Origin of the sequence: Sulfitobacter undariae (assembly GCF_014196805.1) — a bacterium.
GTDB lineage: Bacteria > Pseudomonadota > Alphaproteobacteria > Rhodobacterales > Rhodobacteraceae > Sulfitobacter > Sulfitobacter undariae.
In genome coordinates this window covers 472,260-499,241 of sequence record NZ_JACIEI010000001.1, presented here as the reverse complement: position 1 = coordinate 499,241, position 26,982 = coordinate 472,260, and the positions used below count along the sequence as shown (strand labels likewise).

The window sequence follows — 26,982 nt, the reverse complement described above, 5'->3', positions numbered from 1 at the left end:
ATTTTTGGCGCGCTAGGGTCTAGTGGCTGCCCAGAATGCCCGTCTGAACACTATAGTTCGCGGCAACCTGATATTCTGGGTCATCATCACTATCGACAATCAAATGGCCCGCCTTATTCAATAACGCATGGCAATCACGGCTCAGGTGGCGCAGCTCAATCCGCTTGCCTGTACTGTTATATTTGGCGGCAATCGCCTCAATCGCTTGCAACGCAGATTGATCCGCCACACGGCTGTCCATGAAATCAATGATCACCAAGGCCGGATCATTCGCAACGTCAAACAATTCCGAAAAGCCTTCCGCAGACCCAAAGAACAATGGGCCTTGAATCTCATAGACTTTGGCCCCGTCATCAGTGGTGCTTACCTTGGCATGGATGCGCTTTGCATTGCCCCACGCATAGGCCAATGCGCTCACGATCACGCCGACAACAACGGCAACCGCCAGATCCTCATAAACCGTCACAACCGTCACCAAAAGGATCACAAAGGCATCAATCAAAGGCACTTTGCGCAAGATGGTCAGGCTGTTCCACGCAAAGGTCCCGATCACCACCATGAACATCACACCCACCAATGCGGCCAGCGGGATCAGTTCGATCAACGGGGCTGCAAGCACGATGAACACAAGCAAGAACATCGCCGCCGCGATACCCGCGACACGCGTACGGCCGCCGGATTTCACGTTGATCATCGACTGGCCGATCATCGCACAACCACCCATACCGCCAAAGAACCCCGTGACCGTATTGGCCACGCCCTGCGCGATACATTCCTGCGAAGCACCGCCGCGCTTGCCCGTCATGTCGCCCACAAGGTTCAGCGTCAGCAGACTTTCAATCAGACCAATCGCCGCCAAGATCACTGCATAAGGCGCGATGATGTACAGAGTTTCCAGATTCATCGGCGCCAGCGCTGTGCCATAAATGCCTTCACCTGTACCAAACGGGTTGTGGAAGCTCGGCAAGCCGCCTTGGATAGAGGCCAGATCACCCACACGTGGCACATCCATGCCCGTGAAAATCACCACAGCCGCGACAATACCAATTCCCGCCAGTGGCGCAGGGATCAGCTTGGTCACCCGTGGCATCACCCAAATGATCGCCATCGTCGCCGCCACCAGCGCCAGCATCAGAAACATCGGCGTCCCAGACAGCCATTCACCGCCCGACATGCCGTGGCCCGTATCCACCATGCTCCCGGGTACTTTGAACTGGCCCATTTGCGCCAGAAAAATCACAATCGCCAAACCGTTCACAAAACCCAACATCACAGGATGCGGCACCAAACGGATGAACTTGCCCCATTGCATCACACCTGCAAAAATTTGCAAAATCCCCATCAACACAACCGTGGCGAACAGGTATTCCACCCCGTGCTGGGCGACCAAGGCCACCATCACCACCGCCAAAGCACCCGTCGCGCCCGAAATCATGCCCGGACGGCCCCCGATCAACGCCGTAATCAGCCCCACCAAAAACGCCGCATAAAGCCCCACCAGCGGATGCACCCCCGCGACAAAGGCAAAGGCAACCGCCTCTGGCACCAGCGCCAGCGCCACGGTCAGGCCCGACAGCAATTCAATCCGCATGCGCGAAACAGAAAAACCATCCTCGCCCATCCAACGCAAATCGGTCACGTCTTTCGGGGTCAGGTTTTTGGTAAAATTACGAAATGTAGCACGCACTATAGGCTCTCCTGCGGGGGGATCGGGGGAATATCTTTGCGCTGCACCTAGACCATGTGCACACAGAAAGGAAGCCGCAGAGAAAAAACTGGGGCGCGCGCCCTTGATTTTCGGCAACGTCGCACGTGCTGTACGGGGGGTGTACAGACGGTGTACGCAGGGCACCCTCCCCAAATCGTGTAAATTGTCTGGTTGCATTACCCTTTGCACCGCGCCACCATCCCTCGAAACCGACCAAAGGATACCCCCATGACCTCGACCAAAATCGCCGTAATCGGCGGCTCAGGCATCTATGACATTGACGGGCTTGAGGGCGCGCAATGGACCACCGTAGAAACCCCTTGGGGGGCCCCCTCTGACGCTATTCTCACAGGGTCTTTGGGCGGCGTTGAAATGGCCTTTCTGCCCCGCCACGGACGCGGCCATGTGCACTCTCCGACAACAGTTCCCTACCGCGCCAACATCGACGCGCTCAAGCGTTTGGGCTGCACCGATGTCATCTCGGTTTCCGCCTGTGGTTCGTTCCGCGAGGAAATGGCACCAGGGGATTTTGTGATTGTAGATCAATTCATTGACCGCACTTTCGCCCGCGAAAAATCCTTCTTCGGGACAGGCTGTGTGGCCCATGTAAGTGTCGCCCATCCCACCTGTGAGCGCCTGTCAGACGCCTGTGAAACTGCGGCCCGCGAAACAGGTGTGAACGTGCACCGTGGCGGCACTTATCTCGCGATGGAAGGGCCACAATTTTCCACGCTGGCCGAAAGCAATATGTACCGTAACAGCTGGGGCGCGGATGTGATTGGCATGACCAACATGCCCGAAGCGAAACTCGCCCGCGAAGCCGAGCTGTGTTATGCTTCTGTCGCGATGATCACCGATTATGACAGCTGGCACCCCGATCACGGCGAGGTGGATGTTACTGAAATCATTAAAACATTACAGGGAAATGCCGCCAACGCCCGTGATCTGGTTGCCCGCCTTCCCGCCCTGCTGGGAGCCACCCGCGCGCCCTGCCCGCATGGTTGCGACCGCGCTTTGGAATACGCGATCATGACCAGCCCCGAAGCTCGTGATCCTGCGGTCATGGCCAAACTGGATGCGGTTGCTGGACGGATGCTCTGAAACATCTGACGATCCTACTGGCCTGCGCGGCATTCCCCGCGCAGGCCCAAGACTATGTGGACAGCACTGGTGCATTGGATGACACAGCGTTTTACCGCCTTGTCGCCTGCGCTGCCCCACCAGACGCGCCCTGCGCCAAGCCCTTCTACAGATGGCATAAAACCGACATCACGATTGGTATTGTCCAACGTGCCCCTGCCTTTTTGGGCGGCAAACTAAAGCGCGCTGAAGCAGCTTTAGAGCGTGCTGTGCAGCGCCTCAACGATGTCGGTATGGGCATCACCTTGCACCCTACTGAAGACAAACCAGACATCGCAATTCACTTGCTGGACACCGCCCGCGGAGAAAAGATGCAGGCCCCTCAACCTGCCCTTCTAACAGGAAAGACTATGGCAAACGCCATCACTGCGCTAGATGTTGAAGGCAGTATGATACAAGGTGCAACCATCGGTTTTTCCAACACAATCCCCCTCCGACAATACGAATCCGTGATGCTAGAGGAAATCACCCAAGCCCTTGGCCTGATCACCGACATCCGAAATCCCTATTACCAAAGCCGATCAATCCTGTCCCAAGAGGCCGACAACAGCTTGAAAGCCCTTGGAATACAGGACAGGATGGCTTTGATCCGCCATTATCCCCGCGATTAAAGGAACACCGCTATGCCTTTCGACCTCTGGCTTACCTTCGTCGCCGCCACCATCGCCCTCCTGCTCATCCCTGGCCCGACTGTTCTGCTGGTGCTCAGCTATGCACTCTCCAAAGGCCGCTCTGTCGCCGTGGCCTCGGCTGCGGGTGTGGCGCTGGGGGATCTGGTGGCGATGTCTGCCTCATTGCTAGGTCTGGGCGCGCTGGTGCTGGCCTCTGCCACTTTGTTTAGCCTTCTTAAGTGGGTAGGTGCGGCATATCTGATCTATTTGGGTGTCAAATTGCTGCGCTCTGCCCCGACTGCGGGTCTGGAGCTGCCCGATGCCGACACCATCAGCGCATCGCGGGTCTTTGGACACACTGCCGCTGTCACGGCGCTGAACCCCAAAAGCATCGCATTTTTCATTGCCTTTGTGCCGCAGTTTGTACGCCCCGAGGCGGCCCTGCTGCCGCAGTTCAGCATCTTGATTGTCACATTCGTCACCCTTGCAGCCGCCAATGCCTTCGCCTATGCGCTGGCCGCAAGCCGCCTGCGCCGTGTCATCTCACGGCCGGGCATCATCACATGGATCACACGCGCAGGCGGTGGCGCTCTTGTCGCAATGGGCGTGCTGACCGCAACACTTCGTAGAGGCACCGCATGAAAACAATCGCTGATTATATCCGCACCATCCCCGACTTTCCGCATGAGGGGATCATGTTTCGCGATGTGACAACCCTGTTCGCTGATCCGCGCGGGTTTCGCATGGCGATTGACCAGATGTTGCACCCCTACGCGGGCATGCGCATCGACAAGGTTGTCGGGTTGGAAGCACGCGGGTTCATCATGGGCGGAGCCATCGCTCATCAACTGAGCATCGGTTTTGTGCCGATCCGCAAAAAGGGCAAATTGCCCGGCAAGACGCTGTCACAGGATTACAAACTGGAATACGGCGAGGCGACCATGGAAATCCATGACGACGCCATCAAGCCGGGTGAAAAAGTACTGGTGGTTGATGATCTGCTTGCCACAGGCGGCACCGCAGAAGCAGGTATCAAACTACTGACCCGTCTGGGCGCCGAGATTGTCTCAACCAGCTTTATCATTGATCTGCCTGCCCTTGGGGGCCGCAAAAAACTGGAGGCCATGGGCTTGGACGTGCAGATTTTGTGCGAATTCGACGGGTTATGATCTAACGCCGTAAAACCGCGCCTGGATTCATTATCCCCAATGGGTCCAGCGCGGCTTTGATCGCGCGCATCGCTGACAGCTTCGCAGGATCGCCGTATTTCTCAAGGTCAGCGACCTTCATCCGCCCGATGCCGTGCTCGGCTGAGATAGAGCCGCCCAAAGCATCTGTCAGATCATGCACACAGTTCTTGAGCGCCTCACGCTGGTCTGCGTATTCATCACGGCTATGACCGATGTGCGGGAACACATTATAGTGCAGATTGCCGTCCCCCACGTGGCCAAAACAGTTGATCCTGAAATCCCCTATCAGCGCAATCTGCGCGCCCGCTTTTTCAATAAACTCGGGGATCGCGCTGAGCGGCACAGAAATATCGTGACTACAGATTGAGCCCACACGCCGGTTCCCCTCAGGGATGCTTTCACGGATATTCCAGAAATCGGCGGATTGCGCGCTGGATTGCGCGATCAACCCGTCATGGACCAACCCTGCCTCCGCCGCTTCTTCGAACAAGGCCGCCAGCCCCACCTGAGGGTCCATATCAGCGGCCAGCCCCAACTCGATCAAGACAGACCATTCCGGCGCTAGTGCAAAAGGCTGACGGATTTCGGGCATGGTTTCGGTCAAAAAGTCATAGCCTTGGCGGTGTATCAGCTCAAACGCGCTGACCATCTCGCCGAAATGTTTGCGTGCCATGCTTAGCAGTTTAATCGCCGCAGAGGGGCTATCAACCACCAGCAACGCCGTGCCCGTTTGGGCAGGCCGCGCAAAGAGTTTAAGCGTCGCAGCGGTGATCACACCCAATGTGCCTTCTGCCCCAATCAACAAATGGCGCAGGTCATAGCCTGTGTTGTTTTTGCGCAGGCGCGTCAGCCCGTTCAATATCTGGCCATCAGGTAGAACTGCCTCAAGACCCAGACACAGATCACGCGTATTGCCATAGCGCAGCACCCCTGTGCCGCCTGCATTAGTACCTAGATTGCCCCCGATCCGCGCAGAACCTTGTGCCGCCAGTGACAGCGGGAACAGACGGTCCGCCTCTTCAGCGGCACGTTGCACATCCTCAAGGATCGCTCCGGCTTCAACCACCAAAACATTTTCATCGGGATAGATGGCGCGAATGGCAGTCATCCGCTCCAACGACAAGATAAGCGGTGGCGGCCCATCAGGGTCTACCTGTGCGCCCACCAGCCCCGTACCGCCACCATAAGGGATCACGCCAACACGGGCCTCGGCGGCCATGCGGATCAACGTTGCTACCTCTTGTGTGCTACGCGGTTTTGCCAGCACTGCGGCTTTACCCCTATACACACCGCGTGGTTCTTCGAGATAGCTGGCGGAGGCATCCGACACCGTACCATCAGGCAAGGCAGCACGCAGGGTTTCGGCAAATCTGGCATCAGCGGGATTGAGGGTATGTGTCATACGTCATGATCCATCGCGTCCGCAGCCTATGCAAGCGTAAAGGTGCAAGAACGCGGCATAATCTTGGGGATAACAGAACGAACAAAGCAGTTTATGACAAGCCGCGACAGCGAAAGATTTTGCTCAGCTTGCCAATGTCTTGCCACGCCGATCACCGCGCAAAGACGCATAGAGAACATGGGTACGCCAGCGGCCATCAATTTGCAGATAACTTTGCGCAACGCCTTCATACTTAAACCCCGACCGCTCCAGCAGCCCACGTGAGGGGGCATTTTCGGGCAGGCAGGCGGCCTCTAAACGGCTGAGCTCAAGGTGGTTGAAAGCGTAATGCACAACCGTTTCAATAGCCTCACGCATGTATCCGCGCCGCGCAAATGTCTCGCCGATCCAATACCCCAAAGTGCCAGCCGCCGCAGGACCGCGCCGGATGTTATCCAGCGTAATCGCCCCCAACAGCATTTGATCTTTGCGGCGGATTAAAAACAGCGGCATCGCCGTGCCAGAATTGATTGAGCGGTTGGCCCAATACACACGGTTGGAAAACGCCTTGCGGCTCAGATGATCAGATGACCAGCTTGGTTCCCACGGGGTCAAGAATTCCTGACTGGTGCTGCGCAAAGCAACCCATGGGCGAAAGTCACTATGTATCGGCGCACGCAAGGTCATGCGTTCGGTCTCAAGCTTTAATTTACGCCGCAACGATAGCATTATGCAGCGCGCCTTGCCTCAAGTGCTTCCAACGTTGGAGCATCCTCAACCGGACCATAAAGCGCCAATGCAGCCGGAGCCGTGACAGCCATCCGTTCGGCAAAGTCACGCACGTCGCCTGTCGTGACAGCATCTATCTGCGCAATAGTTTCCTCCAGCGGAGGAATACGATCCCAAATCTGGATCAAACGCGCCAAACGTTCGGCACGGTTGCTGGGGCTTTCCAGACCCATCAACAGGCCCGCCTTCATCTGCGCCCGTGCACGGGCCACTTCGGCAGGTGACATATCACTGGCGGCGCGCTTCATCTCATCAATGGTGATGTTGGCAAGTTCAGGCAACTGTTCGCCTGAGGTGCCTGCATAAACGGTCATCATTCCGGTATCCGCATAGGCCCCTGCCTGCGCAAAAATTGTATAGCACAGGCCACGGTTTTCACGGATTTCTTGGAACAGGCGACTGGACATGCCACCGCCCAATGCAGAGGCATAAATTTGCGCGACATAGATATCATTCGCACGGTAACCAGGAGACTCAAAGCCAAGCGCGAAATGCGCCTGTTCCAGCACTTTGCTCTGCCGATGTTCGCCGCCAGAGAAAACAGCGTTTGGCACGATTACCTGCGGTTTGGGCTTCATGTCACCAAACAGTTTTTCCGCCATCGCAACCAGCGCATCATGATCCACCGCACCTGCGGCAGAGAGAATCATCTGCTCTGGGCCATAGTACTGGTCAATAAATCCAGTCAGGTCCGAGCGGTTAAAGCCCGAGACTCTTTCGGCTGGACCAAGGATGGAGCGGCCAATAGCCTGATCGCGATAGGCTTGTTCTTGCAGCCAGTCAAAGATCACATCGTCGGGCGTATCTAATGCTTGGCCGATCTCTTGCAAGATCACGCCACGCTCTACCTCGATCTCGGATTCTTCCATGATGGGATTGCGCAAGATGTCAGCGATCACCTCTAGGCCCAGCGGCACATCGTTTTCCAACACGCGGACGTAATAGGCCGTCACTTCGCGTGAGGTATAGGCGTTGATGTAGCCCCCGACGTCCTCAATCGCCTCAGCAATTTGCAAGGAGGTGCGGGTTTTGGTGCCTTTAAACGCCATGTGCTCTAGAAAATGGGCGATGCCATTTTGCGCGGGCGTCTCGTTGCGCCCCCCTGCCCCGACCCATACCCCGATAGAGGCAGAGGCAAGGCCCGGCATGGATTCTGTTACGATGCGAAAGCCATTCGAGAGGCGGTGCGTTTGCAGGGTCACTTAGCAATCAGTCCTTTGATTTGGGTCTTTAGCGCGTCGAGATCGTTGGCCACACGGGTCACACGCTCTGGTCGGTCATAAAGGTCTGCCATACGCGGTGGCAAGGGGGGACGAATGCCAGTGGCAGCTTCCACGGCATCTGGGAATTTGGCAGGATGGGCCGTGGCCAGCGTGATCATCGGCGTGGCAGGGTCGCGCATTTCATTTGCAACTTTGACTGCAACCGCTGAATGTGGGCAGAGCAGCTCTGCGCTGCTGGCCAAAGTGGCAGCGATGGTCTGAGTTGTCTCTTCCTCAGAGGCGCGGCCAGAGGTGTAATGCCCAGACAGCACTTGCGCCGCACCTTGGGAGACATCGAAACCGCCCTCACCGAGTTCTTGCATCAATTGCGCCACGGCATTGCCATCGCGGTCATAGGCGTCAAACAACGCACGCTCGAAATTCGAGCTGACCTGAATATCCATCGATGGGCTGATAGAGGGGTGCACAGTGTCTTTGTGATACCCTTGCCCCGACAAGCAGCGATGCAGAATATCATTTTGATTGGTTGCCACGATCAGTTGATCAATAGGCAGGCCCATGCGCTTGGCAATATAGCCCGCAAAGATATCGCCGAAATTGCCTGTTGGCACGGTAAAGCTGACTTTGCGATCCGGCGCGCCGAGGTTCACAGCCGACGTAAAATAATACACAACCTGCGCCAGCACACGGCCCCAGTTGATCGAATTCACACCCGCCAGCTTAACACCGTCACGGAATTCAAAATCGTTGAACATGTCTTTCAGGCGCGCTTGGCAATCGTCAAAATCGCCATCCACAGCCAGCGCATGCACGTTGCTTTCACTGGGCGTAGTCATCTGGCGGCGCTGTACTTCTGACACCCGGCCATGGGGATAAAGAATCACGACATCCACGTTATCCAAGCCACGGAAAGCCTCAATCGCTGCTGATCCTGTGTCACCCGATGTCGCGCCGACAATCGTCACGCGGTCGCCCTTGCGGCCCAATGCCAGCTGGAACATCTGACCGATCAACTGCATGGCAAAGTCTTTGAAGGCCAAGGTCGGACCGTGGAACAGCTCTAGCAAGAAGTGATTGGGGGCCAGTTCTTTTAGCGAAGCGCGAGAAGTATGGCCGAAACCTGCATAGGCTTTGGCGATCAAATCGCGGAATTCTGCGTCGGTGAAAGTGTCCCCAATGAACGGGCGCATCACCGTAAAGGCCACTTCCTCATAGGATTGGCCAGCCATCGCCGCGATATCGGCTTGGCTGAGCTGCGGGATGGTTTCAGGGACATACAGTCCGCCATCACGGGCCAGACCAGTCAGCATTGCCTCTTCAAAGCTAAGAGACGGTGCGGTGCCACGGGTTGAGATATAGCGCATGGGTCAGCTCACAGATTTGGGGGCGCGGCGGGCGCGCAGGATAAAAGCGGCGCTCATCATGATCCAGATCGCAGCAAGCGAGAACCAAGTGATGGCGTATTTCAGGTGGTCGTTTGGAATGGCCGAAGTGTCAACCGGAAGCGGCGCAATCGGCGCATCGTTAAAAGAAGTTTGTTTGGCGACAACAAAGATCGGATCGGTCCCAAGTGCCTGCGCCATTGCGGCAACATCGCGGGCAAACCAGATGTTTTTCTGTGTGTCTGGTTCAGGTGTAAAGCTGTCAATCTCTTGTGGCCATTGAAGATTTCCCTGCACCGTCACCATGCCTTCATGTTCAGGAAGCTGCGTGCGGTCGACAGGAACAAACCCACGGTCCAGCAAGACGCGGCGATTGCCCACATCTAGCGCCGAAATAATCCGGTAACCTGCTCCGATATCTTTCTGGCTGACCAAAACACGCAAATACGCGGGATCAAGTGTGCCCGACACCTCAACTGGCAGATAGGAATCATCCACCGGATCGGGCAAGGCAGGTAAAGCTACAGGTGCGGCAGTGATCCTTGAATCAATATCTGCAATCGCAGCCAGCTTCCACTCCAACCTTTGCATTTGCCAAAAGCCTAGCCAAAGCAGAACCGCAGCTCCCCCCACTCCGATGACGATAAGAAACAGGTTGCGACGCATATGGTTCCCCTAACTCGGCTAGAAATGAAAAAACGCGCAGGGCAATGCCCCGCGCGCGTGTTTTAGCTTGTATCGCTAGAGGTGCAAGCCCGTGCTTAGGACGGGATGCCCCAGATGTAGACTGCGAAAAAGAGGAAGAGCCATACAACGTCAACGAAGTGCCAGTACCAAGCCGCCGCCTCAAAGCCGACATGCTGTTCAGACGTGAAGTGACCCGCACGGGCACGCATCCAGCAAACGAACAAGAAGATCGTACCGATAACAACGTGGAAGCCGTGGAAACCTGTCGCCATAAAGAAGTTAGAGAAGAACTGATCCCCGCCAAATTCCCAGCCTTGCTTGAGCAGGTAGCCATACTCATACCCTTGCAGGGTAGTGAAAAGCAGGCCCAACACAACTGCGATGATCAAGCCATTTTTCAGGTCTGCGCGGTTGTTTCCATGTACCAGCGCGTGGTGTGCCCATGTAACGGCACAACCGGACAGCAGCAGGATCAGCGTGTTGATCAACGGCAGGTGGAACGCGTCTACTTGGTAGATCACCGGCGGTACATATGTAGAACCGACATAATCCTGCATCGGATAAATCGCGTGTTTGAAAAAGCTCCAGAACCATGCGGCAAAGAACATCACTTCTGACATCACGAAAAGGATAAATCCGTAACGCAGGCCAATCTGCACAACGGTGGTATGGTCGCCGATTTTGCTTTCTTCAACAACTTCGGACCACCATGCAAAACTGCAATAAAGTGTACCGACGAAACCGATCAGAAAGACAAATACAGTTACATCATGCATCCACAAAACACCGCCAGCGAGCATAACAAATGCAAACAGCGAGGTGAGCAGCGGCCAGATTGACGGGGCTAGAATATGATAATCGTGGTTCTTTGCGTGGGCCATGGTGCGCGTACCCTTATCCTTGTGTTTAGTTAGATTAGTTCAATGGCTGACTTGCGTCGACGGATGCGTATCCCTCGGGCAAATCTATTTGGTAGAATGTATAAGATAGCGTGATGGTATGTATATACTGTCCTTCACGATCGTCTACAATTTCTGGGTCAACAAAGAAGCTGACCGGCATTTGCACGCGCTCGCCGGGGGCAAGCACCTGTTCTTCAAAACAAAAGCAGTCGATTTTCTCGAAAAACACGCCAGCCTGATACGGCGTCACGTTATACGAGGCCTGACCGGCAATCGGCTTATCCGTTGGATTGTAAGCCTCATAAAAAGCCAACCCTGTTTCACCGACACGCAGTTCCATTTCCCGTACAACAGGTTTGAATTCCCACGCCATGTTTTCGTTCAACGACCCGTCGAAACGAATCGTGATTTTTTCGTCCAGTATTTCGTCAGGCCCAACCGTTGCCACCCCTGTGACACCGCCAAAACCAGTGACTTTGCAGAACCAGTTGTAAAACGGCACGGACGCCCAAGCGAGGCCACCCATCATAACAACAACACCAGCAAGCATTGCGGCCGTTTTTTGTGGACCTGAAACAGCCATTAGTTTGACCCCTCGGTGCTGATCTGTTCGCCGACGCCTTTGCCTACAGAAGCAGGTATCTGAAAGCCTGAGGACGTGATTTTGGCGAATGTCAAAAACATGACCAGCACCACAAAACCGCCCAACATCAAGCCAACGCCGATGTTCAGGCTTTTGCGCCGTGTGTGAATTTCGTGTTCAGGACGTAATGCCATTACCAACCCCCAAGCCCGTAGGGCTTTAATATGGTTTCAATCAAAATCGCGACGAAATGAGCGAACAGATACCACAGCGACAACATGAAGAACCTGCGCTCAACCGCAAAGTTATCGGCCTCGGACATTTCTTCATCGCGCTTCCAGATGCCGTAAGCACCTTTAAGAAACAGTAGGTTAAGAACCAAGGCCGTCGCCAGATAAATCCAACCACCAATCGCGCTAAAGGCCGTACCGACAGCCAAAACAGCCAGTAAAACAGTATAGGCAAGAATATGATTGCGCGTAGAGCGGCGACCGTGTGTCACGGTCAGCATGGGTACTTTGGCGTCATCATAATCGTTGCGCATGAATAACGCCAAGGCCCAGAAGTGGGGCGGTGTCCACATGAAGATCAACGCAAACATCAACCACGGCTCTAGCGCGAAGCTACCTGTGGCGATGACCCAGCCGATCACAGGCGGGAACGCCCCTGCCGCGCCACCGATCACGATGTTCTGCGGTGTCGAGCGTTTGAGCCACATGGTATAAGGCACAACGTAAAAGAAAATTGTAAAGGCCAGCATAAAACCTGCCAGCAAGTTCGCGCTCAGCGACAGCATCATTACCGCAAGGCCGGATAGGGCACAGCCCAGATACATTGCGGATTGGCCCGTTACCTTGCCTGCAGGAATCGGACGGTTGATCGTGCGCTTCATCACCGCATCAATATCAGCGTCCCACCACATGTTCAGCGCACCGGATGCACCTGCACCAATGGCCAAAAACAGGATCGACGCAAAGCCAATCACAGGGTTTACAGACACAGGTGCCGCCAACATCCCAACAACAGCGGTAAAAACAACCAACTGCATCACACGCGGCTTCATCAGGGCGAAATAGTCACCCAACTGCGGCTCTTTTTCAAAGCTCTGTGAATTTGTCGCGTCTGTCATTGTCTGGGCTTCCCATGGCAAGGCCTAGATACAAACACTATAGCGCAGGGTCATTGCGCTATAGTGATAAGAGGTCAGGCAGATGTAGATGTCTGCCTGACAGATGTTTTAGTCTGCCGAAGCAAAAGTGAGATCTTGTGGAATGCCAGCATACTCTGCTTTTGCACGGCCTAACCATGCGGCATATGCTTCCTCGGACACAACTTTTACAGTGATCGGCATATAGGCGTGGGCAATGCCGCATAGTTCGGAGCACTGACCAAAGTAAACGCCTTCTTTTTCAGCTTTGAACCACAGTTCAGCCAAGCGGCCAGGTACACCATCTTGCTTTACGCCAAAGGCTGGGATCGTCCACGAGTGGATCACGTCAGAGCCCGTAACTTGCATCACAACAGTTTTGTTTACAGGGACAACAACGGCTGTGTCAGTCGCCAACAGCCATTCAGCTTCGGAATAACCCGCCGCTTCAAGCTCCGCGATCACTTCAGGTGTCTTCATGTTTTCGCCACCCAGCGCCGGTGCCCCAATCATGTAGCTGTCAAAGCCAAAGTCATCGTCAACATATTCGTATGACCAATACCACTGGTTACCGGTGGCCTTGATGGTCACATCAGCAACGGGAATTTCCTGCTGGCGGAACAAGATCGGCAAAGACCATGCGCCGATGGCGACAAGAATCAGGATCGGTCCGATGGTCCACAGAATTTCGATTGTGCTGTGGTGCGTAAATGTCGCGGGTTTCGGATTGCGTTTGGCATTATAGCGGATGGCGACCCAGATAAGCAGAGCAGTAACAAACAAAGTGATGAGCGTGATGATCACAAGAATCATTCCGTCCAACCACTGCTGGTCTGTCGCGAGCTGCGTCACGCCCGGTTGAAAACCCATCAGGCCGTCAACAGGCTTACCGATAATCTCTAGACCCTGTGGGTCAACGCTTTGCGCCCAAGCGGGCAGACTGGAAAAGGCAGCCAGAAATCCGGCAAGTGTGAGGTGCTTTGTCATCATTTTCGTCCTGATATTCTTGACCCGAGGTGGCAAAACGCACACGGAAGCGCCCGTAGCGTTGTAATCTGGCGCCTTACAATCATATTCTGAAGATGAAAGAAAGTCATTTGCGCAGGCCAATTGGTAGCAAAGCGCCCTTCCCCGCCCGATAGGAGCACCACAAAATGTCCGACACCCCATTTTCGCCGTTCGACGATTCCCTTGACCGTGATACTGCGCTGTCTGTTCTGCGCGATGCCGTGGCAGGTGCAGACGATGGCGAACTTTTCTTTGAGCGCAGCCGTTCAGAAGGGTTGATGTTTGATGACGGACGCCTGAAAACCGCAAGTTACGACGCAGCAACAGGTTTTGGCCTGCGGGCTGTGCGCGGCGAGGTGGCGGGCTACGCCCATTCCACCGAGATTTCCGAAGCCTCACTGCGCCGCGCAGCACAGACGGCCCGCCTTGCTGTGGGCGATGGCGGCGGTATTTGGGCCGATGCACCAGAGGGGACCAATCAAAAACTCTATACAGATTCCGATCCCATAGCAGGGGCAGCTTTTTCCGTAAAAGTAGACACGTTGCGCGAGATTGATGATTTCTGCCGCGCGATGGATGGCCGTGTGGTACAGGTCAGCGCTTCGATCTCGGCCTCCCTTCAGGAAATCGAGATTCTGCGCCCCGAAGGCACATCAGTGCGCGATGTTCGTCCTATGACACGAGTGAATATATCAGTGATCGTGGAACATGAAGGCCGCCGCGAAAGCGGTACAGCAGGCGGCGGCGGACGGATCGCACTGGACGGCATGTTGGAGCCGCAAGATTGGCAAGGCAAAGCCCGCGAAGCGTTGCGCGTGGCCTTGGTGAACCTAAACGCGGTCCCCGCCCCTGCTGGTGTCATGGACGTTGTGCTTGGGCCAGGCTGGCCCGGCATTTTGTTGCATGAAGCGATTGGTCATGGGCTTGAAGGCGATTTCAACCGTAAAGGCGCAAGCGCCTTTGCTGGCCTGATGGGCCAACAAATCGCCGCAAAAGGCGTGACCGTTCTGGACGATGGCACAATTCCGGATCGACGCGGCAGTATTTCTGTGGATGACGAAGGAACGCCAAGCGCGAAAAACGTGTTGATCGAAGACGGCAAACTGGTCGGCTATATGCAAGACCGCCAGAATGCGCGCCTGTCGGGCGTCAAAAGCACAGGCAACGGGCGGCGTCAAAGCTATGCCCATATCCCGATGCCGCGCATGACCAACACCTATATGTTGGGCGGCGACACAGCCCCCGGAGACATTGTGGCTGATCTGAAAGACGGCATTTACGCTGTAGGGTTTGGCGGCGGTCAGGTGGATATCACCAACGGCAAGTTCGTGTTTTCATGCACCGAAGCCTACCGTGTGCAAAACGGTGTTGTCGGCGCGCCCGTCAAAGGCGCAACACTGATCGGAGATGGCGCAACTGCGCTGAAGCAAATCCGCGCCATCGGCAATGACCCCGCACTTGATCCGGGCATGGGCAATTGCGGCAAACAAGGCCAATGGGTGCCTGTGGGGGTTGGTCAGCCTACGCTGATGATCGGCGGGCTCACCGTCGGCGGGTCGGCAACCTGAATTTTGAAAAAGGAATCGGCTACTTAGCTGGAGGGGTCTACTCTCCAGCTGCCTACATACCTGATTTTACTACAGCATCCTGTAATTTAAAAAGCTGCCTGCCTGTCTCAGGGCTGCTCGTGTTGGTTTCCCCAATAATTAAACCAAATCGATTCACCCCGCGTTAACCAGCAAAAGGTTATATCTGATTCCAGCAACAGACGGAGCGACAGGATGACTGACAAGGACCACTTTCCTTCTTCCACTCACCCCCCACTCCCCCCCCCCCACGGAAGATGAACAGTTTGCCTGTCTCCGTCTGTTGCGCTCGCGTCGGGTCGGCATTGCCACATATAGACGGCTGCTGACTGAACACGGCACTGCGCAAAACGCGCTGGCCGCGCTGCCAGAGGTAGCACGCGCTGCGGGCGTATCAGGGTATGAAGTATGCCCAGAGGCCGTAGTTCGCACAGAATTACGCGCCGCTCACAAGCAAGGCGCAAAGCTCTTGCACATATCGCACCCCGAATACCCTCGCGCTTTGGCAGAATTGGATGATGCCCCGCCATTTATCTGGCTGCTGGGTGATCCTGCGATATTGGCACGTCCCATGATTGCCCTTGTCGGCGCACGCAATGCATCTTCCTTGGGCACACGAATGGCGCGCACCCTTGCCCATGAGTTGGGCGAGGCCGGATATGTTGTGGTATCAGGCCTTGCGCGCGGGATTGATGCTGCGGCCCATTTGGCAGCTTTGCCCTTTGGCACAATCGCGGTTCAGGCTGGCGGTGTAGATATTATGTACCCCGCCGAAAACGCCCGCCTCGCCGAAGACATTGCAAAGCAAGGGCTGCGCATTTCAGAACAACCCATGGGTCTGCAACCCACAGCGCGGCATTTTCCGCGGCGCAACCGGATCATTTCAGGCCTGTCTTCTGCAACCGTCATTGTTGAAGCTGCCGCAAAATCGGGCAGCTTGATCACCGCACGCGACGCCTTGGATCAAGGACGCGATGTTTTGGCGGTGCCCGGCCACCCCTTTGACGCACGCGCGGCAGGCTGCAACATGCTGATCCGCGACGGCGCCACTTTGATACGCAGCGCAAGTGATATCATCGATGCCTTGGGCCCAATGCACAGTGACCAGCCCCCATTACCACTGCCTACGGTAGACACGAGCACCCAACACCCAGCACCCAAACCGCGCAGGACCCTTCGTGAGACTGCAAACCTGCATCTTTCGATCCTACAACGCCTCAGTCCATCCCCTATTGCGGAGGATCAACTGATCCGTGATTTGCAAATCCCATCCGCCAAAATCACTCCCGCGCTCGTAGAGTTGGAAATGGACGGAAAAGTCACACGTGGCATTGGCGGGCTTTTGTCGCGGCCCGTATAGAACGACGCCAATTACCAAATCCGCTGCGGCAAAGAGGCACAATAGCAACATATTACGGCCTTTTCCCCCCGCCCAAGCAGTATTCCCTACCCCCACTGCATTGACAAAGCCCCCTTGCATCCCACATGTCAAAGGCCGTAGACGCCGCCCATCATTCCGTCGAAGGACCTTAATTGCATGCCAGTAGTCGTTGTCGAATCTCCCGCCAAGGCCAAGACGATCAACAAATATCTCGGTGATAACTTCACGGTTCTCGCGTCATATGGCCACGTACGTGACCTCCCACCAAAAAATGGTTCGGTGGATACCGACAATGATTTTGAGATGCTTTGGGAAGTCGATAGCGGCTCCAAAAAGCACATGAAGGCCATCGCTGATGCCCTGAAGCTCGACAATGAACTGATTCTCGCGACCGACCCTGACCGCGAAGGCGAGGCAATCAGCTGGCATTTGCAAGAAGCGTTGACGCTGCGCAAATCCATCAAAAAAGATACGCCGGTCAGCCGCGTTGTATTTAACGCGATCACCAAATCCGCGGTGACCGAAGCCATGAAGAACCCCCGTCAGGTGGATATGCCGTTGGTGGAGGCCTATCTGGCCCGCCGCGCGCTGGATTATCTGGTGGGCTTTAACCTATCGCCTGTTCTATGGCGCAAACTACCCGGTGCAAAATCTGCCGGACGTGTGCAATCGGTTACATTGCGCATCATTTGCGAACGCGAAATGGAAATCGAAGCCTTCCGCCCCCGCGAATTCTGGAGCGTTAAGGCCATTGTCACGACACCCTCGGGGCAGGAATTTGAAGTTCGCTTGACCGAACTTGCAGGCAAGAAGCTTGAGAAATTCGATCTGGGCGATGTGACCAAAGCCGAAATGGCTGTTCAAGCAGTATCCAGCCGTGATCTCAAGGTCGCGTCGGTTGAGGCAAAACCAGCCTCGCGCAATCCTTCCGCCCCGTTCATGACATCGACGTTACAACAAGAAGCCAGCCGTAAATTCGGCATGGGTGCGCGTCAAACCATGAGCACAGCACAGCGGTTGTACGAAGCTGGTCACATTACTTATATGCGGACCGATGGCATTGATATGGCCCCCGAGGCCGTTCAAATGGCCCGCGATGCGATTGCCGACCGTTACGGCGACAAATACGTGCCTTCAGCTCCACGTGTTTACAAAAACAAAGCTAAAAACGCTCAAGAAGCCCACGAATGTATCCGCCCGACAGAAATGTCCAAAGATGCAGACGCATTAAAGCTGATGGATGGCGACCAGCGCAAACTCTATGATCTGATCTGGAAACGCACATTAGCCTGCCAGATGGAAAGCGCACGGTTAGAGCGCACGACAGTTGATGTTTCCTCGGCGGATCAGCAGGTTATGCTGCGCGCCACAGGTCAGGTTGTGTTGTTTGACGGCTTCCTTAAGATTTACGAGGAAGGCCGCGATGATGTGGCTGATGATGATGAAAAGCGCCTGCCACAGATTTCCCAAGGCGATGTGCTGAGCAAAGCCTCTGCTGCGCGGTATCAGGCTGATTTCGAGAAAGCCCAAGGTGCCCCCGCTGATGGCGACGTGCTGGACGCAAGCGACAAAGGCACAGAACGCAGCAGCGGCATGCAGCGCAAATCAGGTGCCTTGCTGGCAGAAAATAGTGCCGTCATCGGCGGCCAACACTTCACCCAACCGCCCCCGCGCTATACCGAAGCGACGTTGGTCAAACGTATGGAAGAACTGGGCATCGGCCGCCCTTCAACCTACGCCAGCATTGTTACCACCATTCAAGACCGTGGCTATGTGCGCCGCGAGGGCCAGCGCCTGATCCCAGAGGATAAAGGCCGTCTGGTTACCGCCTTCCTTGAGAATTACTTCAAACGCTACATCGGCTATGATTTTACAGCTGACCTTGAAGATCAGTTGGACAAAGTGTCGGCTGGTGAGGCGGAATATAAGAAAGTTCTGGATCGGTTTTGGCGCGATTTTTCGGCGGCTATTGCCGAAACATCCGAATTGCGCATCACCGAGGTGCTGGAAAAGATCAACGACGTCCTAGCGCCGCATCTGTTCCCCGCCACCGAAGATGGCAGTGATCCGCGCCTATGCCCCAACTGTGGCGTTGGGCGTCTGAGCATGCGGACCGCCCGTTCGGGTGGTGCCTTTATCGGCTGTTCCAGCTATCCTGAGTGCCGCTATACACGCCCTTTTGGCCCCCCAAACCCAGAGGCCGAAGCATCCGCAATCCCGCCCGAAGGCAAGCTGTTGGGCGAAGACAACGGCGACGAAATCCGTGTATTCAAAGGCCGTTTTGGCCCCTATGCACAACGCGGCGAAGTGACGGAAGAAAACAAAAAACCGCCACGTCAATCTGTCCCCAAAGAGTGGCCGCCAGAAGAACTGGATTTGGAACGCGCGTTGATGCTGTTGTCATTGCCGCGTGAAATCGGGCCGCACCCCGAAGACGGTATCATGGTTTGGGCTAACATCGGGCGTTATGGCCCCTATCTGAAACACGCGCCCAGCACCTCTGATCGCGGTGGCACAAATGCCAATCTTGAGGGGCTGGACGAGGTTTTCACCGTGGGCATGAACCGCGCAGTGCAGTTGTTGGCGGAAAAAGTAGCATCACGTGGCAAACGTGGTGTGGCTGCGGCACCGCTGCGCGAATTGGGTGAACACCCTGATGCGGGCGGCCCTGTGAATGTAATGAAGGGGAAATACGGCCCCTACGTGAAATGGGATAAGATCAATGCGACTATTCCTGACACGATAGAGCCGGAAGAAATCACGCTGTCGCAGGCCGTTGTGTTGATTGAGGAGCGGGCCGAGAAATCGGGTAAAAAGAAACCTGCACCCAAGAAGAAGCCTGCCGCCAAGAAGCCAGCGGCGAAAAAACCGGCTGCCAAGAAGGCGACGACTGCGAAAAAGCCGGCAGCTAAAAAGGCAACGCCAGCGAAAAAACCCGCTGCGCCAAAAGAAGCATGATCAAGCGCAGCCTTTCACGCAGGTGACAGGCTGCCTGCTTACTCCAACGCAGATCACTCCTAGTAACATTGTCGTCAGGCGATGAGGTATTACTTGGAAAAATGTCCCCTATCCGCTAATTTTCGCTAAATAGCACAGGAAAGAGTAAACAATGTCAGGTTCAAAATTTTCCCGCCGCGCAATGATCGCCACTACAGGTGCGGCTCTTGCCACGCCCTCACTCATTCTCGCGCAGCAGGCTGGCCCTGTGGCTACGGCTTCGCCTCGTAACATCATGAGCTTTACCCCTCAGCGGTGGGAAGACCACTTTGAGACGTTGGGCAAAGGCGCAATTGTTGCTGATATTACGTCACGCGCGCTGCATTTCTGGAGTGGCGATGGCAAAATCTATAACATTTATCCAACCTCGGTGCCCCGCACAGACGAGTTGACCAAACGCGGCTACACAAAAGTGGTACGCAAACGCATTGGTCCCGACTGGACCCCTACCCCGTCAATGGTACAGCGCAACCCCGAACTGAAATACATGCCTCCTGGCCCAGACAACCCTCTTGGGACGCATGCGATGTATCTGTCGTGGCAGTATTACCTGATCCACGGAACCCAAGACACACGTAAAATCGGTCGCCGTTCATCGGACGGGTGTATTGGCCTCTATAACGAAAAGATTGCCGAGCTTTACGCCATGACACCAATTGGTACACAAGTTCGCTTGTTCTAAAAACGACACCAAGCGCTGCGGCACAGCATCTTGCCGCAGCGCAGCGTCTCATTGACAGCCCCCTTCCCCCGCGTCAAAACTGCGCTGACCACTTCACGGATCAGGGGAGCACCATTTCATGAATAAAATTTACGCAAACGCAGCCGAAGCGTTAGACGGCGTTCTAACGGACGGTATGTTGATTGCCTCCGGCGGGTTTGGCCTATGCGGCATTCCCGAACTTCTGTTGCAGGCAATCAAAGAAAACGGCGCCAAAGAACTGACATTCGCTTCAAACAATGCAGGCGTTGATGATTTTGGCATCGGGATTTTACTCCAGACCAAACAGGTCAAGAAAATGATCTCGTCCTATGTGGGTGAAAACGCAGAATTCATGCGTCAGTACCTGTCAGGCGAGCTTGAACTGGAATTCACCCCCCAAGGCACATTGGCCGAGCGTATGCGCGCAGGCGGTGCAGGCATCCCCGGTTTCTATACCAAAACCGGCGTGGGCACTGTGATTGCCGAAGGCAAAGACGTGAAAAACTGGAACGGGCAGGATTACATCCTTGAAGAAGGTATTTTTGCTGATCTGGCAATTGTGAAGGCATGGAAAGCCGATGCGACGGGCAACCTGATCTTCCGTAAAACCGCACGTAACTTTAACCCGCCTGCCGCGATGTGCGGCAAAGTCTGTATTGTCGAGGTCGAAGAAATTGTCCCTACAGGCAGCCTTGATCCCGACAACATCCACCTGCCGGGCATTTATGTGCACCGCATTATTCAGGGTACACACGAAAAACGCATCGAACAGCGTACTGTTCGTACACGCGAGGGAGCATAATCATGTGGGATCGTAACCAAATGGCGGCACGCGCCGCACAAGAACTTGAAGACGGCATGTATGTGAACCTTGGCATCGGCATCCCAACGCTGGTTGCCAACTATGTCGGCGACAAGGATATTACCCTACAATCCGAAAACGGCATGCTGGGCATGGGGCCCTTCCCTTTTGAAGGTGATGAAGACCCAGACCTGATCAACGCAGGCAAACAAACGATCACCGAGATGGACCGCACAGCCTATTTCGACAGCGCGACATCCTTTGCGATGATCCGTGGCGGCAAGATCGCAGCCGCTATCCTGGGCGCGATGGAAGTCTCTGAAACCGGTGATCTGGCAAACTGGATGATTCCGGGCAAGCTGATCAAAGGTATGGGCGGCGCGATGGATCTGGTTGCGGGTGTTGGCCGCGTGATCGTCGTGATGGACCACGCAAACAAACACGGCGAAAGCAAAGTCCTAAAAGCCTGCACTCTACCTCTGACAGGCAAAGGCGTTGTAGACCGCATCATCACCAATCTTGGTGTTCTTGACGTGGTTGAAGGCGGCTTGCGCATTGTTGAATGCGCCGAGGGCGTTACAGAAGAAGAACTGCGCGCGGCAACTCAGGCAACATTGGTCTGAACGCTCGTTACTTCATAACATTGAACACACAGCCGTCCGAGATCAACTCGGGCGGCGTTTTACATAGGCCCTTTGCCACCTGAAACGCAGCCAGCACTTTTGGCACATAATCACGCGTTTCCGCAAATGGCGGGACCCCTTCGTATTTGCGCACCGATCCCTCCCCTGCATTGTATCCAGCCAGTACCAAAATCGGATCGCTGTCGAACTCCCCCATCAACCAATCCAGATATTTAATCCCACCAGAGATATTCTGCTTGGCGATTGTGCTGTCTGTTACACCAAAGCGGCTGGCGGTATCGGGCATAAGCTGCATCAATCCCTGCGCGCCTGCGCTACTGACAGCATCACTTCGGCCCGAAGATTCAACTGCGATAACCGCAAGCGCAAGTGCGGGGGATACTTTTGTACCCACTGAAGACATCAAAATATCCACCCCATGTACCTTGGCAAGGTCCTGCATATGCTGAAGACGTGGCGCAGGCACACGGTTGTTAGATCCAGAGAGCGCGTTCATCGCCATTTCCAGCCGCCCCGGACCCGATTGGGCCCCTGCGGGGGAGATGACACTCCAGAACCAATCATATTGTCCCGCTTTGGGGCGCGCTATTGCACCCGATGGTTCAGCGACGACGTCTGGAGCGACAGGTGTAATGTTTTGCGCAGGACGGTTGATCTTCACAGTTGAACGTTTTCGAGCCCCCGCTTTGGGTGGCGACACGAATTTTGGTTGGAAATCGGGGAAAGGTTTCGGCGAATCCGCCTGCAAACCAGTCGCAATAGGCGAAAATGCCAGTGTGGCGCCGATTATCCACGACAAAAAATCACGTTTCATACTGCCCACTCTCGTAAATTGACTAGTTTTTCGACCAACATCACTCAAAAACATCCCAAAATCCAGCAATTGAGGCAGCCAAAAGTGGCGGTTTCGCCGTAATTAGGGTGTTCGGATATCAATTAATGAAAGATTAACACCTAAAATTGTACTTCAATTCACTTCATATCAATGACTTATGGGAATTAATGAAAATTCGGCACCATAAATCTAAAATGCCCCATTTGCCGCCAAATTCATGCCCCATTCATACAGCTATATAGCGTCATACCAAGTCGAGCGGGCCTGAATGAGAGTGGGCCGGAACGCAAAGCTAGGTACGAAACTTTAAATCTTATAAATCCTTTGGAGGGATACTAACATGATGACTTTCGTAAAAAACTTCCGCAATGACGAAGACGGCGCAGTAACAGTTGACTGGGTTGTTCTGACAGCTGCGGTTGTTGGCCTGGCAATTGCTGCATACGGTTCCATCCGTGACGGTGCTGCAGACATGACAGCAAACACTGGTTCCTTCTTGCTTGGCCAAACTGTTGGCGCCGATAACTTCGGTGAACAAGCAGTAACTCAAGACGGCGCAGGAAACTAATCGTCGCCCGAACTATTAGATACCTATAAAGTATCTTAAAAATTTGAGGGGCCGCGTTCTACTTTGGGATGTGGCTCCTCTTTTCCTTCAAGCGTCCCAATATCACCAAATAGGATCGCAACATGACCAAATGGCTTATCTCTTTTCACAAAGAAGAAAAAGGCGCAGTCACTGTAGACTGGGTCGTTTTAACTGCAGCCATGGTAGGAATCTCAATTGTTGCTTTTACAACCATTCAGGGTGGTAGCGACACCATGGGTGAAGAGGTTGGGAGCTACCTCTCCGAAAAAGACCTAGACGAATTGCGCAACCCGACGGACTAACAACCTTGTCTTCCTTGCGTCACACAACTGGCAAACCAATGCCAAAAAAACAAGATTATGTAACGGCGATCATCTCGGTCGGACGTGATTTTACCATCCGATCTAACGGAAAGAGGAACACAAAATGCGTATGATTTTTGCACTCGTGCTACTGGTCGGCGTCGCGCTAGCCGGAGGCGCTGTATTTCTCGCAAAAGACCAAATCGGAAAATACCAAACGGCAATTGCCATTGCACGCAACGAAGCAGCAAAAGCGCAGGCCATTGAAACAAAAGAAATCTTTGTCGCAAACCGTGCGTTAAAATATGGCGCAAAACTTTCCAAAGATGACGTAAGAAAAGTAGCCTTTCCTGTAGCTGCCCTTCCCAAAGGGCATTACGATGACAGCGGCGTTCTCTTCCCAGAAAACACAGACCTTCCGCGTATTGTTTTGCGCCCCATCGAAAAAGACGAAGCCTTATTGGCCGTCAAAATCACCAAACCAGGTGAAGAAGCGGGTATTACATCACGGCTTGAACCCGGCATGCGCGCCTTCGCGATTAAGGTTGACGTTACTTCAGGTGTTTCTGGTTTTCTACGCCCCGGTGACCGAGTAGACATTTATTGGACGGGCTCCGTCAGCGGTGGCGGAAAAGGCGGGATAACCAAGCTCATCGAAACAACCATCCCTCTGATCGCTATTGACCAAAGCTCGGGAGAGGTTGAAGGAACCCAAATTGCACGCACAGTCACTGTAGCTGTTAGTCCAAATCAAGTTGCATCACTTGCCCAAGCTCAGTCAACTGGCCGCTTATCCCTTTCACTTGTCGGTGCAAGTGATGATACCAAAGTTGTGAAGAACATTGAAGTAGACCAACGCGCCCTTCTTGGGATTGTAGAAACAGCGGCAGCACCTGAAGAAGTAGAAGAAAAGGTTTGCACGATCCGTACACGCCGCGGTGCAGAAGTAGTAAACTTGCCAATTCCCTGCACAAATTAAAAACTCAAGGTCCGCTTACAAAAATAGCGAATACCACAGTTGTGCGCCGCTCCCTTCTGGAGCGGCGTTTCTCATTTGACGGGCTGTTGCCAATACCCCACATAGCAGCCTTCGTGTTAAGTATTGTTTCTTGCAATAAATTTCAATTTACCTCACAGTCCTCCAAACGACGGGCACAAAGACCCTATATTGAGGCGTGATCAAAAAGGCGGGTCACATGAAAATTGACAGATTTATAAGAACAGCTCTTCTGGGGCTAACCATTGGCGTATCCGGACTTGCAGCGACGGCCCCTACGGCGGTTCTTGCAGAAACCCTGCGCTTGGTGAAAAGTGGTAAAAGCAGCAAGCTGCAAGTGCCCCTAAACCGCGCAATTGTGGTTGAAAGCGATACACCTTTTGCAGAGTTGAGCGTCGCAAATGCTGGTATCGCGGATTTATCATCAATGTCAGACCGCACCATTTATATATTGGGCAAAGCCCCTGGCACAACAACAGTTACGCTGTTTGACGCATCAGGCCGTCTGATCACCAATGTGGAAATTCAAGTTACCCCTGACCTTTCCGAATTCAAAGAACGTCTACGGCAAATCCTGCCCGGTGAAAAAATTGAGGTGCGTTCCGCCAATGACGGGATTGTCCTGTCCGGTGTTGTCACATCAGCGCAAAAGCTGTCGCGAGCTTTAGAGCTTGCAGAGCGATATGCACCGGAACGCGTTTCCAACTTGATGAGCGTTGGCGGCATCCAGCAAGTCATGCTCAAAGTCCGCTTTGCCGAAATGCAGCGCTCTGTTTCAAAATCCCTCAGTTCGTCTTTGTCGCTCAGCGGTGGCATCGGTAGTAATCTAGGTATGAATGCCGGCAGTGGCGGTCTGGTCAATCAGACGACTGGCACGGCTGCACTTGCGGGTACCCGCCCCAATGCGGGTACAAACTCGGGTGCGATCCTCTTTGGCTTCAACGCGGGTTCTACCCAAGTTGGTATTTTGCTAGAAGCACTGGAGCAAAAAGGCGTCGTACGCTTTCTGGCCGAACCGAACCTCGTGGCACTCTCTGGTCAACAAGCACGTTTCCTTGCAGGTGGTGAATACCCTGTTCCAGTCGCAAGCGAAGATGGCACCACATCTATTGAATTCAAACCCTTCGGCGTTGAAATGCAGTTCACACCCCGTGTTGTGGATAAAGACCTGATCAACCTGGAACTGGTCGCTGCCGTTTCGGCAATTGATACGGCAAACGGCATCAGCGTTAACGGCCTTACGGTTGCAGCCTTCTCGCGCCGCGAAACGGCCACCACAGTAGAATTGCGCGACGGCGAGAGCTTTGCCATTGCGGGCTTGCTGCAAGATGATTTCACCGACAGCTCTTCACAGCTGCCTTGGATTGGCGATGTGCCCGTACTGGGTGCCTTGTTCCGCTCGGCAAACTATCAGCGTAGCCAGACAGAACTGGTGATCATCATCAGCGCCCATCTGGTTACACCGACACGCGGCGAAGCGCTGGCCTTGCCAACGGATCGTATCAAGCCCCCTACGGAAAAAGACCTGTTTCTTTACGGCAGAACCGCCGCAGGGACACGTACGCCACAAAAAGGTGCTGCTGGCGAGGTTGCTAAACAGGACTTTACTGGGTCATATGGCTATGTACTGGATTAAAGCGATGCAAAGCATGACAAATCGGCACATACTTAGCGGCAGCTTGCTGTCGGCAGCCCTTGCGCTGACAGCCTGCGCCCCCAGCACAGACATGGTTTACACCCAATTTTACAGCGAAGCTGGATCTTTAGTTGATACTGGTGGCTTCGGCGAAGCAACACTTAACAACCGCCTGATTATGACCGGGGAGCGTCAGTATACATTCGACTTGGCCAAACGCTTCTCGACTGAAGTAGACAGCACGGTTAATTTCGAATTTGGCTCCTCTCAACTGGACGGCACAGCACAGGCAATTTTGCGCACCCAAGCAGGTTGGATTCGTCAGTTCCCTGAAATTCGCTTCCGCGTCTACGGGCATACAGATGCTGTCGGCTCCAACCGGTCAAACAAGTCACTAGGACAACGTCGTGCAAACGCAGTTGTACAGTATCTTTCGACACAAGGAATCAGCCGCAACCGCCTTGAAGCCATTGTTTCATATGGAGAAACTCAGCCACTGGTCGTGACGGATGGCCGTGAACGCCGCAATCGCCGGACAGTGACAGAGGTAAGCGGATTCGTGAAACGCCATCCAACCGTACTGGATGGAAAATACGCGCAAATCATTTACCGCGACTATGTTGCAAGCGCGGCACAAGGAGGCGGCGGTGGGGCCGCAGCTTCCGAGTAAGCCACCACAACAGCTTATTAACCACGTAAACACTAAGAAACTGCCTGTAACGGGCAGTTTTTTTGTGCCTGCCCGAAAATATGTCACGG

The 26,982-nt window shown here is 54.4% G+C and carries 27 protein-coding genes; 15 read left to right on the top strand and 12 right to left on the bottom strand.

Translation table 11 applies throughout. The features are described 5' to 3' along the window. Nucleotides 1-19: 19 nt before the first annotated feature. Nucleotides 20-1,690: a SulP family inorganic anion transporter gene (locus GGR95_RS02545; RefSeq protein ID WP_184562777.1), complete on the bottom strand. Its 1,671-nt coding sequence runs from the start codon at nt 1,688-1,690 to the stop codon at nt 20-22. Between the two features lie 246 nt (nt 1,691-1,936). Here GGR95_RS02545 and GGR95_RS02540 point away from each other — a divergent pair, with 246 nt between their 5' ends. Genes GGR95_RS02540 through GGR95_RS02525 form a run of 4 tightly spaced genes read left to right on the top strand, consistent with a single transcriptional unit; the run spans nt 1,937 to nt 4,628 of the window. Continuing rightward, nucleotides 1,937-2,809 (top strand): S-methyl-5'-thioadenosine phosphorylase, encoded by an 873-nt coding sequence (locus GGR95_RS02540; RefSeq protein ID WP_184562423.1) that lies wholly within the window; start codon nt 1,937-1,939, stop codon nt 2,807-2,809. A gap of 56 nt (nt 2,810-2,865) precedes the next feature. Beyond that, nucleotides 2,866-3,459 (top strand): DUF2927 domain-containing protein, encoded by a 594-nt coding sequence (locus GGR95_RS02535; RefSeq protein ID WP_184562421.1) that lies wholly within the window; start codon nt 2,866-2,868, stop codon nt 3,457-3,459. A 12-nt stretch (nt 3,460-3,471) separates the two neighbouring features. Further along, nucleotides 3,472-4,101 (top strand): LysE family translocator, encoded by a 630-nt coding sequence (locus tag GGR95_RS02530; protein WP_184562419.1) that lies wholly within the window; start codon nt 3,472-3,474, stop codon nt 4,099-4,101. Beyond that, nucleotides 4,098-4,628 carry an adenine phosphoribosyltransferase gene (locus GGR95_RS02525; protein ID WP_184562417.1) on the top strand — a complete coding sequence of 177 codons (531 nt, stop codon included), beginning with the start codon at nt 4,098-4,100 and terminating at the stop codon, nt 4,626-4,628. Before GGR95_RS02530 ends, GGR95_RS02525 begins: the two co-directional genes overlap by 4 nt. 1 nt (nt 4,629) lies before the next feature. On the opposite strand, the gene GGR95_RS02520 is transcribed toward GGR95_RS02525, so the two are convergent. From GGR95_RS02520 to coxB, 10 genes are all read right to left on the bottom strand, one after another. Next, nucleotides 4,630-6,051 (bottom strand): FAD-binding oxidoreductase, encoded by a 1,422-nt coding sequence (locus GGR95_RS02520; protein ID WP_184562415.1) that lies wholly within the window; start codon nt 6,049-6,051, stop codon nt 4,630-4,632. Between the two features lie 123 nt (nt 6,052-6,174). Then, nucleotides 6,175-6,759, bottom strand: a complete 585-nt coding sequence (locus GGR95_RS02515) for a GNAT family N-acetyltransferase (RefSeq protein ID WP_184562413.1) — start codon at nt 6,757-6,759, stop codon at nt 6,175-6,177. Further along, nucleotides 6,759-8,021 carry an insulinase family protein gene (locus GGR95_RS02510; RefSeq protein ID WP_184562411.1) on the bottom strand — a complete coding sequence of 421 codons (1,263 nt, stop codon included), beginning with the start codon at nt 8,019-8,021 and terminating at the stop codon, nt 6,759-6,761. The genes GGR95_RS02515 and GGR95_RS02510 overlap by 1 nt, the downstream gene beginning before the upstream one ends. Further along, nucleotides 8,018-9,406, bottom strand: coding sequence for a threonine synthase (thrC, locus tag GGR95_RS02505; RefSeq protein ID WP_184562409.1), 1,389 nt, complete (start codon nt 9,404-9,406; stop codon nt 8,018-8,020). Before thrC ends, GGR95_RS02510 begins: the two co-directional genes overlap by 4 nt. Nucleotides 9,407-9,409: 3 nt before the next feature. Next, nucleotides 9,410-10,090: an SURF1 family protein gene (locus GGR95_RS02500; RefSeq protein WP_184562407.1), complete on the bottom strand. Its 681-nt coding sequence runs from the start codon at nt 10,088-10,090 to the stop codon at nt 9,410-9,412. 95 nt (nt 10,091-10,185) lie between these two features. Further along, nucleotides 10,186-10,992, bottom strand: coding sequence for a cytochrome c oxidase subunit 3 (locus tag GGR95_RS02495; protein ID WP_184562405.1), 807 nt, complete (start codon nt 10,990-10,992; stop codon nt 10,186-10,188). 34 nt (nt 10,993-11,026) lie between these two features. Continuing rightward, nucleotides 11,027-11,596 carry a cytochrome c oxidase assembly protein gene (locus GGR95_RS02490; RefSeq protein WP_184562403.1) on the bottom strand — a complete coding sequence of 190 codons (570 nt, stop codon included), beginning with the start codon at nt 11,594-11,596 and terminating at the stop codon, nt 11,027-11,029. Next, a complete protein-coding gene (locus tag GGR95_RS02485; protein ID WP_184562401.1) occupies nt 11,596-11,790 on the bottom strand; it encodes a cytochrome C oxidase assembly protein in 195 nt (64 codons plus the stop codon). The genes GGR95_RS02490 and GGR95_RS02485 overlap by 1 nt, the downstream gene beginning before the upstream one ends. Then, nucleotides 11,790-12,725, bottom strand: coding sequence for a heme o synthase (gene cyoE, locus GGR95_RS02480; protein ID WP_184562399.1), 936 nt, complete (start codon nt 12,723-12,725; stop codon nt 11,790-11,792). Before cyoE ends, GGR95_RS02485 begins: the two co-directional genes overlap by 1 nt. 108 nt (nt 12,726-12,833) lie before the next feature. Then, the gene (gene coxB / locus GGR95_RS02475) at nt 12,834-13,730 is read right to left on the bottom strand and encodes a cytochrome c oxidase subunit II (protein ID WP_184562397.1); all 897 of its coding nucleotides are present in this window, start codon (nt 13,728-13,730) and stop codon (nt 12,834-12,836) included. A 167-nt stretch (nt 13,731-13,897) separates the two neighbouring features. Here coxB and tldD point away from each other — a divergent pair, with 167 nt between their 5' ends. The 6 genes from tldD to GGR95_RS02445 all read left to right on the top strand — a co-directional run bounded on the left by tldD (nt 13,898) and on the right by GGR95_RS02445 (nt 21,843). After that, complete coding sequence (tldD, locus tag GGR95_RS02470; RefSeq protein ID WP_184562395.1) at nt 13,898-15,319, top strand: metalloprotease TldD; 1,422 nt, start codon at nt 13,898-13,900, stop codon at nt 15,317-15,319. Nucleotides 15,320-15,620: 301 nt separating this feature from the next. After that, nucleotides 15,621-16,697: a DNA-processing protein DprA gene (gene dprA, locus GGR95_RS02465; RefSeq protein ID WP_343042030.1), complete on the top strand. Its 1,077-nt coding sequence runs from the start codon at nt 15,621-15,623 to the stop codon at nt 16,695-16,697. Between the two features lie 177 nt (nt 16,698-16,874). Next, nucleotides 16,875-19,676 carry a type I DNA topoisomerase gene (topA, locus tag GGR95_RS02460; protein ID WP_184562393.1) on the top strand — a complete coding sequence of 934 codons (2,802 nt, stop codon included), beginning with the start codon at nt 16,875-16,877 and terminating at the stop codon, nt 19,674-19,676. Nucleotides 19,677-19,827: 151 nt separating this feature from the next. Continuing rightward, entirely contained in the window at nt 19,828-20,397 is a 570-nt protein-coding gene (locus GGR95_RS02455) for a L,D-transpeptidase (RefSeq protein ID WP_184562391.1), read from the top strand. Between the two features lie 118 nt (nt 20,398-20,515). Further along, on the top strand, nt 20,516-21,220 hold the full coding sequence (locus tag GGR95_RS02450; RefSeq protein ID WP_184562389.1) for a CoA transferase subunit A: 705 nt from the start codon (nt 20,516-20,518) through the stop codon (nt 21,218-21,220). Further along, nucleotides 21,220-21,843 carry a 3-oxoacid CoA-transferase subunit B gene (locus GGR95_RS02445; protein ID WP_184562772.1) on the top strand — a complete coding sequence of 208 codons (624 nt, stop codon included), beginning with the start codon at nt 21,220-21,222 and terminating at the stop codon, nt 21,841-21,843. The genes GGR95_RS02450 and GGR95_RS02445 overlap by 1 nt, the downstream gene beginning before the upstream one ends. 7 nt (nt 21,844-21,850) lie before the next feature. Here GGR95_RS02445 and GGR95_RS02440 read toward each other — a convergent pair whose 3' ends face one another. Continuing rightward, nucleotides 21,851-22,678, bottom strand: coding sequence for a lytic transglycosylase domain-containing protein (locus tag GGR95_RS02440; protein ID WP_184562387.1), 828 nt, complete (start codon nt 22,676-22,678; stop codon nt 21,851-21,853). Between the two features lie 361 nt (nt 22,679-23,039). Between GGR95_RS02440 and GGR95_RS02435 the strand changes: the two genes are divergently transcribed. The 5 genes from GGR95_RS02435 to GGR95_RS02415 all read left to right on the top strand — a co-directional run bounded on the left by GGR95_RS02435 (nt 23,040) and on the right by GGR95_RS02415 (nt 26,893). Beyond that, nucleotides 23,040-23,267, top strand: coding sequence for a Flp family type IVb pilin (locus tag GGR95_RS02435; protein WP_184562385.1), 228 nt, complete (start codon nt 23,040-23,042; stop codon nt 23,265-23,267). A gap of 122 nt (nt 23,268-23,389) precedes the next feature. Next, on the top strand, nt 23,390-23,590 hold the full coding sequence (locus GGR95_RS02430) for a Flp family type IVb pilin (RefSeq protein WP_184562383.1): 201 nt from the start codon (nt 23,390-23,392) through the stop codon (nt 23,588-23,590). Nucleotides 23,591-23,714: 124 nt separating this feature from the next. Then, nucleotides 23,715-24,569, top strand: a complete 855-nt coding sequence (gene cpaB / locus GGR95_RS02425; protein WP_184562381.1) for a Flp pilus assembly protein CpaB — start codon at nt 23,715-23,717, stop codon at nt 24,567-24,569. 217 nt (nt 24,570-24,786) lie between these two features. Beyond that, entirely contained in the window at nt 24,787-26,223 is a 1,437-nt protein-coding gene (locus GGR95_RS02420) for a type II and III secretion system protein family protein (RefSeq protein WP_184562379.1), read from the top strand. Between the two features lie 13 nt (nt 26,224-26,236). Next, the gene (locus GGR95_RS02415; RefSeq protein WP_425506364.1) at nt 26,237-26,893 is read left to right on the top strand and encodes an OmpA family protein; all 657 of its coding nucleotides are present in this window, start codon (nt 26,237-26,239) and stop codon (nt 26,891-26,893) included. The last annotated feature ends 89 nt before the right edge of the window (nt 26,894-26,982 follow it).